The sequence below is a fragment of the Micromonospora sp. NPDC005298 genome, assembly GCF_040607375.1.
In the GTDB taxonomy this organism is placed as follows: Bacteria; Actinomycetota; Actinomycetes; order Mycobacteriales; family Micromonosporaceae; genus Micromonospora.
Genome location: NZ_JBEXGP010000011.1, coordinates 159,682 through 166,835, shown reverse-complemented (window position 1 = coordinate 166,835; position 7,154 = coordinate 159,682). Strand labels below are relative to the sequence as shown.

Below are 7,154 nucleotides of genomic sequence, written 5' to 3'. Positions count from 1 at the left end.
GACGCGGCGCAGCCACTCGGGCGCCGGCCGGCCACCACGGAACCACTCCAGCCAGCCCGGCGCGGCCCCCGCCCCCACCGCGACCAGAGGCTCAGCCAGCGACAGCGAACAACCGACGCCGAGCCCCCAGCAGCACGACCGAGGCCAGCACCAGGCCCACCCCCATCGTGACCAGCAGGGGGCTCGGCTGGCCGGGGAGCAGGCCGGCCAGGGACCGCGACGCGGTGCCCAGCGCGAGGTAGAGACCGGCCCAGGCGGCGGCGCCGACAGTCGCGCAGCCGAGGAACCTGCGGTACGACATGCGCAGCCCACCGGCGGCCAGCGGCAGCAGCGCGTTGAACACCGGCAGGAACGGCGCGACCACCATCATCCGGCCGCCGCCGCGACGCAGGATTCCTTCCGCCGCGCTCCAGCGGGCCTCGCCGATCCAGTCGCCGACCCGGCTGTGACGCAGCCGTTCGGCGTACCGGCGGCCGACGAGGAAGCTCAGCGACCAGCCGCCGAGGCAGCCGGCGAGCACCGCGGCGAAGGTGGCGAGCCCGGTGGTGGGACGGCCCACCCCGACCGCGGCGAGGATCGCCACGTCGCCGGGGATGAGGACCCCGAGCAGCGGTACGGCGTCGAAGAGCATGACGACCCCGAGCGCCCCCATCAGCAGCAGGATGGGCAGCTCTCCGACCTGGGCAAGCCATTGCGTCATGCCCCGTACGCTATGGCCGGCGGGCCACGGTGGACATCCGGTCGCGTCCCCCAGCGTCCCCTGGTATCGGCCTCGGGGTCGCCCCTGAGGTGGCCTCGGCCTCAGACCGGTCGCAGCACCCGCACCTGGCGTAGCGCGGAGTCGACCGACGGTTCGGTGGTGGGCACCGGGTAGTCGGCCAGCACCGTCAGCCGGTCCTCGGGCAGGTGCCCCCGGTCCGGGTCGCCGACCAGGACCTCGGCGCCGCCGGCGGCGGCCCGTTGCAGGAAGGGCAGCACCCGGTCGGCCAGGGCGCGGCTGTAGAAGACGTCTCCGGCGACCACCAGGTCCGCCTCCGCGCCGGCCTGGTCGAGCAGGTCGTCCCCGGTGGTGTCGACGGTGACGTGGTTGACCCGCGCGTTGATGGTGACGGCGGCCACGGCGTACGGGTCGATGTCGTTGGCGACGACCCGCGCGGCGCCGGACAGCGCGGCGGCGATGGCCACCAGGCCCGATCCGGCGGCCAGGTCGAGCACCCGGCGGCCGGCGACGAGTTCCGGATGGTCCAGCAGGTGACGGGCCAGGGCCTGACCGCCGGCCCAGACGGAGGCCCAGTACGGCGGCGGGAGGGTGTGCCCGGCGGCCGCCTCCATCCGGGCCCACCAGACGATCGCGTCCTCGGCCAGGTGCAGTCGTACCTCCGGGACGAAGGGGGTGGGCACCAGCCGGAGCCGGTCCAGCCCGGCGCCGGGCGCGTCGATCTCGCGCTCCAGCACGGACAGCGCGGCGGCTGTGGCACCCTTCATCGGCGCAAGCATGCCCCAGCGGAGGGTCGGCGGGGCGTGTTTCACGTGCCGCCGCGCAGAGTTCACCCGAGTTCGCACAAAGACCTACGGCACTTCGGCCGGCGGATCCCGCGTTTGCCCGTTACTGTCGAACAGGTACGGGCGATCATCGGCCAACGGCCGAGGGTCAGCCGCTTTGAACAGGGAGAGATGCATGGCAACCGGCACGGTTAAGTGGTTCAACTCGGAAAAGGGCTTCGGCTTCATCGAGCAGGACGGTGGAGGGCCGGACGTGTTCGTCCACTACTCCGCCATCGCGACGAGCGGCTACCGGGAGCTCAACGAGGGCCAGAAGGTCGAGTTCGAGGTGACCCAGGGGCAGAAGGGTCCGCAGGCGGACAACGTCCGCCCGATGTAGCTCCGTGCCGGTGACGGCGGCCGGGTCTCCGGCCGCCGTCGCAGCGCACTCAAGACGCTGCCGGGGCGGCGGGCAGGTCCCGCCGCCGCCGGAGCGGTCCGAGCAACAGAATCATCGGCGTGAGGGCCAGCCAGGCGGTCATCACCGTGATCGCTGTCCCGACGCCGTAGCGCGCGCCGACGGCGCCGGCCAGTAGGGCCGCCAGCGGAATGGCGCCGAAGTTGAGCAGATGCATGCTCACGGTCACGCGCCCGAGCAGGTGGTGCGGGGTGTACGTCTGCCGGAAGGCGCCCTTGACCACGTTGCCGACGGCCACTCCGAGGCCGATCAGCACTCCGCCGAGGGCGGGCCAGATCAGGCCCACGCCGGGTGCGGCGAGTGGGATGAGCAGCGCGGGCGGGCCGGTCAGGGCCGCCCCGATCAGCATGGCCCGTGCGGTGCCGCAGCGGCGTGCCAGTGTGGTGGCCAGCAGCGCGCCGACGATCCCTCCGACGCTCATGACCGCGACCAGCGCGCCCACCATGCCTGGCGCGAGTCGCAGTTCGCGGACGAGGAAGACCACCAGGACGGCCTGGTAACCGGTCAGTCCGATGTTGCTGGCCGCGCCGAAGACCGTGAGTACCCGCAGGTACGGGTCGCGGATGACGAAGCGCAGCCCTTCGGCGATGTCGCGGCGCAGCGACCGGGAGCGGTCGGTTCGGCCGGCGCGTGGCTCGACGGTGCGAATGCGCAGCAGGAAGGCCGCCGAGAGCAGGAATGTGACGGCGTCCAGCAGCAGCGCCGCGACGGCCCCGGTGAGTTGGGCGATCAGACCGGCGAGGCCCGGCCCGACGACGTAGCTGACGGTCTGGGTGGCCTGGAGCTTCGCGTTGCCCTCGGGTAGTTGCTCGGGTCGCAGCACGACGGGCAGGTAGACCTGGTCGGCGGTTTCGAAGAAGACCCGCGCGGCGCCGGCGCCGAGTGCGACGAGCAGCAGGTGCCCGACGGTGAGCTGGTCGAGCGCGGCGGCCACGGGCACGCTGAGGAAGGCGAGCGCGCAGAGCAGGTCGCAGATCACCATCACCGGCCGGCGGGGCAGTCGGTCCACCCACGCGCCGGCCGGGAGGCCGATCAGCAGCCACGGTAGCCAGGCCGCGGCGGTGAGCACCGCCACCTGGAAGGTGCCGGCGTCGAGGACGGCCACGGCGACCAGCGGCAGTGCCACGGTGGTGACGTTGCTGCCGATGCTGCTGACGGTCTGGCCGGCCCAGAGCAGCCGGAAGTCCCGGTGCCGCAGCAGCCCGCCGCGTGCCCGGGCACGGTCGGGGCCGGCGTGGGCGGTCGCGGTCACGGCCGGGCCGGGATGCCGTGGGCGAACACGAACACGGGCTGGCGGTCGCGGCCGTCGTCGGGCAGCGGCCGGTCGGCCCAGCGGGCCAGCAGGTCGATCATTTCGCGGCTCAGTTCGACCAGTTCGTCGGGGGTGAGGTGCAGCCACTTGTTGGCGGAGAACGGGCCGTCGTGCCAGGCGGCCTGCGTCGACTCGTCGGCGGCGTGCCAGGCCCGGGCCAGGGCGACGTGCCGGTCGAGGTTGAGCGAGGTGGCCGCGTCGGCGACGGCTCGGGCGCCGGGGTCGCCGTCGAAGTCGCTGTTGGACCAGCGCACTCCCCTGGTGACGAGCCGCCACCACCGTTCCCGTCGGTCGCGGGCCAGCTCGGGGGCCTCGGTGGCCAGTTCGGCGGCGGCGAGGACCTTGAGGTGGTGGCTGACGTTCGCGGGCGCCTGGTCGGTGCGGTCGGCGAGCATGCCGACCGTGGACGGCCCGTGGACCTTGAGGACGTCCATCAGCCGCCGGCGTAGCGGGTGGGCCATGGCCGCGAGGACCCGGGAGTCGGTGACCTGGCGTACGTCTGGGCTCTCCATGCCACCCAGCCTGACATCCGCAACAACTCTTGCGCAATAAGTTTTGCCCAAGAGTTGTTGCGGATCGCTGAATCAGGAGACCAGGCGGCGCGCCAACTCGTCGGCCACCTGCTTGGCCATGGTGGGCGGGATCGCCGCGGCGATCCGCTCCGGGGTCAGCCCCGCCAGCACGCCCTGGATGATGGCGGGCTCGTCGGTGAAGTCCCGACCGGACAGCGCGGCCAACGCGGACTCCAGGGCGTTCAACTGCGCGCCGAGCGTCTTGAGCGTCGGGTGCGCCGGCACGTAGTTGGTGGCCGTGGCGTCCTCGCCCATCGCCATCCGGGTGTAGATCTGGCCGATCGGGTTACGGCCGTCGAGCACCGTCAGGTTCTTGTGGACGGCGGCAAGCCAGTTGTGCTCTTCGGGGGTCATGTCGTTCTCCTCCAGGAGTCCGATGGAGCTGAGGTAACGGCGGAACAGGGGTCGCTGGTCACGACCCGCCTTGATCGCGTCGCGGAAGAAGCTGACGTGGGTGTGCCAGCGGTGCGAACTGTCGCCGCTGGTGCGCTTGCCGAGACGGTCCCAACGCTTCACGGTCTTACCGTCGGGGCTGTAGATGATCTCGCGAATGTCCCTGGTGTCCGCCGCCTTCGCGGCGCACTGCCCCACACACCAGAGCGAGAAGCTGGCCAGTGTGTGCGTACGGCCGGCGGAGCGGACCTCGAAACCGCCGACGTCCAGCGCCGCCGCGTCGAGGGTCAGGCCGGACCGGTCCCGGGGTGACTCCACCACCGAGTAGTCGTTGGTGACCACCCGATCGGATCCGCAGTGGTACCCGCCCCGGTGCGCCGGGTCGCCGACGATGCCGACCTCCGCCGGCTCCAGGTCGTCCGGTCCGGGGGCGTTGTCGAGGTGGGTGAGGAGCAGGGTTCGAAGGGCCAACAGATTCGCCGGGGCCCGGGTCATGGGGTCCCCCTTTCCGAACGAACGGGGGCCGGGCACGACGTCACGCCGCGTACGCGGTGTGGGCTTGCGGGCGAGCCCGGCCTACTGGTGCACGGCGCCGGGCGTTGACCCAACCATAGCCCGCTAAATGGACGAATGCCCAGCTCAGGGGCGTTACGGTTGCGGATGGCCAGAGTGGACGACCGGAAGCACCAGCGCGGAAGGACGCTCGGGGTCGTGGAAGACCTGCCGCCATCCGGCACGCAGCGTCACCGCCGTACCGAGGGATTCGCCGCTGCCCGGGTTGCGCGCCCAGCGCGGGTGGGCGCCTCCGCTGACCTGCAACCGCAGCCGGTGCCCGGCCGCGAACCGGTGCGCCGTCGGCCAGAGCGGCACCGGCACCCGCATCGCGCCGGACGCGTCGACCGCAAACCGGCCGGGCGCGACCCGCACCAGCCCGTCGCAGATGTTCCACGACCGGCCCCGACGGTCCACGTCGCACAGTCGCACGAAAACGTCCAGGTACGGCAGCTCGCCCCGGACGTGGATGTCGGCGCGTACCGGCCCGATGACCTCCAGCGGCCGGGTCAGCGGGGCGCTCGTGTACGTCAGCACGTCGGGGCGGGCCTCGACGCGTCGGTTGTCGGCCGCGCCGGCGCGCTTCGCGACGAGCAGCGGCCCGCCGAGCGACGGGGTGGGATCGGCCGGGTCGTAACGGAACCCGTCAGGCGTCGACGGCACCGGTGGGCGCGTGGCCAGCTCGCCGCCCGGGTGCAGGTGCCACGCGGTGTCCGTCGCGGGCGGCGGCCAGTCCGGCAGGTCCCGCCAGCCGCCGCCCCGGCCTCCGACGTACAGCCGGACCGGCGCCGTCGACCCGCCCGGACGCCGAGCCCGCGGGGTCAGGTGCGTGTCGAGCCAGGCCAGCCCCTCGCGGAGGGCGCCGATGAACAGACCGGGACTGCCGTGGGTCCACGGCCCGATCACGAGGCGCCCTCGGGTGCCGGCAGCGCGCAGCGTGGCGTGGTCGTCGAGCTGGGCGGGCAGGAAGATGTCGTGCCAGCCGGTGACCATCAGCACCGGCGCCCGCACGCGCGCGACCCGGTCGGCGAAGACCCGGGTGCGCCAGTACGGGGCGTCCGGGGTGTGGTGGCGCAGCCACTCCTGGAAGAAGGGGATGGTCACACCGGTGGCCACCCGGTCGGCGTCGGCCAGCGGCAGGTGCTCCAGGGCGGCGGCCAGTCGGGGCTGCCCCCGCTTGAGCTCCCACTGCCGGGCCAGCCACGGCACGGTCTGCGCGTGCAGCAGCTCCGCCCAGGTCAGCACCGTGTCCAGGGCGAAGGACTCCCCCGCGTACGTCGAGTCGCGGGTGGCCGAGGCGGTGACCACCGCGACCATCGCCCGCAGGTCGTCGTCGGCGTCGGCGGCCAGCGCCCACTGCGCGAAACCCTGGTAGCTGATCCCGAACATGCCGAGCGCCCCGGCCGCCCACCAGGGTTGGCGGCGCAGCCAGTCGAGGGTGTCCAACCCGTCGTCGCGCTCGTGCACCAGCGGGGCGAAGGTCCCACCGGATCCGCCGGTGCCCCGGCAGGACTGGATGACGGCGTGCTGGCCGCGTGCGGCGAGCAGCCGCCCGAGCAGGCGGAGCGGTCCACCCCGCCCGTACGGGGTGCGGATCAGCACGGTCGGCGCGTCGGGGACGGTCGGGGCGTAGTGGTCGGTGCGCAGCACCACACCGTCGCGGGCGCGCACCGGGATGTCGCGGGTGATCCGTACCGGTCCGGTGCGGATCGCCGGCAGCCGCAACGCGGCGCTGGCCAGGCGGGCGACGAACGGGGGCGGCACGGTCAGCTCGTCGGGCGGCGGGGCGGCTCGGGTCGGGCGGCGCGCACCGAGTCGCGGTGCGTACGAATCGACTCGCTCATCGCCGCCATGAACCGCTGCACCACCTCGAGCTCGTCCTCGCTGAACCGGTCCATCACGGTGTCGGTACGGGTGCCGAGCGGCCGGAAGAACTCCATGGCGAGTGCGGCGCCCTGGTCGGCGTAGTGCAGCAGGACCTTGCGCCGGTCGGCGGTGTCCCGGTCCCGGCGGATGTGCCCGGCCCGTTCCAGTCGGTCGATCAGGGCGGTGACCGAGCCGGAGGAGAGGTTGAGCTGTTCACCGAGGCGCCCGGGGGTGATGGGGTCGCCGAGCATCTCGGCCTCCATGACGGCGATCAGCGCCTGGAGGTCGGTCGGGTTGAGCCCGTGCAGGTTGGCGAAGGCGTGGCCGACCTGCTGGGCGTCCACCGAGTACCGCCGGAGGTTGTTGGTGATCTCCCCGACCAGTTGGGCGCGGCGTGTGTCACGCCGCCGATACATGCCGTGAGTCGCCACCTCGTGCCGCTTCTCCCCGTCGTCCCGACCTCCGGTTGCAGCATAGAGCAGCCGCCGATAATCTCGAT

At 72.9% G+C, this 7,154-nt stretch carries 8 protein-coding genes; 1 reads left to right on the top strand and 7 read right to left on the bottom strand.

Going from position 1 to position 7,154, the window contains the following annotated elements; genetic code table 11:
• Window positions 1–91 precede the first annotated feature (91 nt).
• Window positions 92–700 (bottom strand): VTT domain-containing protein, encoded by a 609-nt coding sequence (locus ABZS77_RS18085; protein WP_354823876.1) that lies wholly within the window; start codon window positions 698–700, stop codon window positions 92–94.
• Between the two features lie 101 nt (window positions 701–801).
• Window positions 802–1,485 carry a 50S ribosomal protein L11 methyltransferase gene (locus ABZS77_RS18080; protein ID WP_354823874.1) on the bottom strand — a complete coding sequence of 228 codons (684 nt, stop codon included), beginning with the start codon at window positions 1,483–1,485 and terminating at the stop codon, window positions 802–804.
• 193 nt (window positions 1,486–1,678) lie between these two features.
• On the opposite strand from ABZS77_RS18080, the gene ABZS77_RS18075 reads away from it, so the two are divergent.
• Entirely contained in the window at window positions 1,679–1,882 is a 204-nt protein-coding gene (locus tag ABZS77_RS18075; protein ID WP_007072071.1) for a cold-shock protein, read from the top strand.
• A 49-nt stretch (window positions 1,883–1,931) separates the two neighbouring features.
• Here ABZS77_RS18075 and ABZS77_RS18070 read toward each other — a convergent pair whose 3' ends face one another.
• From ABZS77_RS18070 to ABZS77_RS18050, 5 genes are all read right to left on the bottom strand, one after another.
• The gene (locus ABZS77_RS18070) at window positions 1,932–3,212 is read right to left on the bottom strand and encodes an MFS transporter (RefSeq protein WP_354823872.1); all 1,281 of its coding nucleotides are present in this window, start codon (window positions 3,210–3,212) and stop codon (window positions 1,932–1,934) included.
• The gene (locus ABZS77_RS18065; protein WP_354823870.1) at window positions 3,209–3,784 is read right to left on the bottom strand and encodes a helix-turn-helix domain-containing protein; all 576 of its coding nucleotides are present in this window, start codon (window positions 3,782–3,784) and stop codon (window positions 3,209–3,211) included. The genes ABZS77_RS18070 and ABZS77_RS18065 overlap by 4 nt, the downstream gene beginning before the upstream one ends.
• A gap of 72 nt (window positions 3,785–3,856) precedes the next feature.
• Window positions 3,857–4,732: a hypothetical protein gene (locus ABZS77_RS18060; protein WP_354823868.1), complete on the bottom strand. Its 876-nt coding sequence runs from the start codon at window positions 4,730–4,732 to the stop codon at window positions 3,857–3,859.
• 153 nt (window positions 4,733–4,885) lie between these two features.
• Window positions 4,886–6,553 (bottom strand): CocE/NonD family hydrolase, encoded by a 1,668-nt coding sequence (locus tag ABZS77_RS18055; RefSeq protein WP_354823866.1) that lies wholly within the window; start codon window positions 6,551–6,553, stop codon window positions 4,886–4,888.
• A 2-nt stretch (window positions 6,554–6,555) separates the two neighbouring features.
• Window positions 6,556–7,071, bottom strand: a complete 516-nt coding sequence (locus ABZS77_RS18050) for a MarR family transcriptional regulator (RefSeq protein WP_354823864.1) — start codon at window positions 7,069–7,071, stop codon at window positions 6,556–6,558.
• Window positions 7,072–7,154 lie beyond the last annotated feature (83 nt).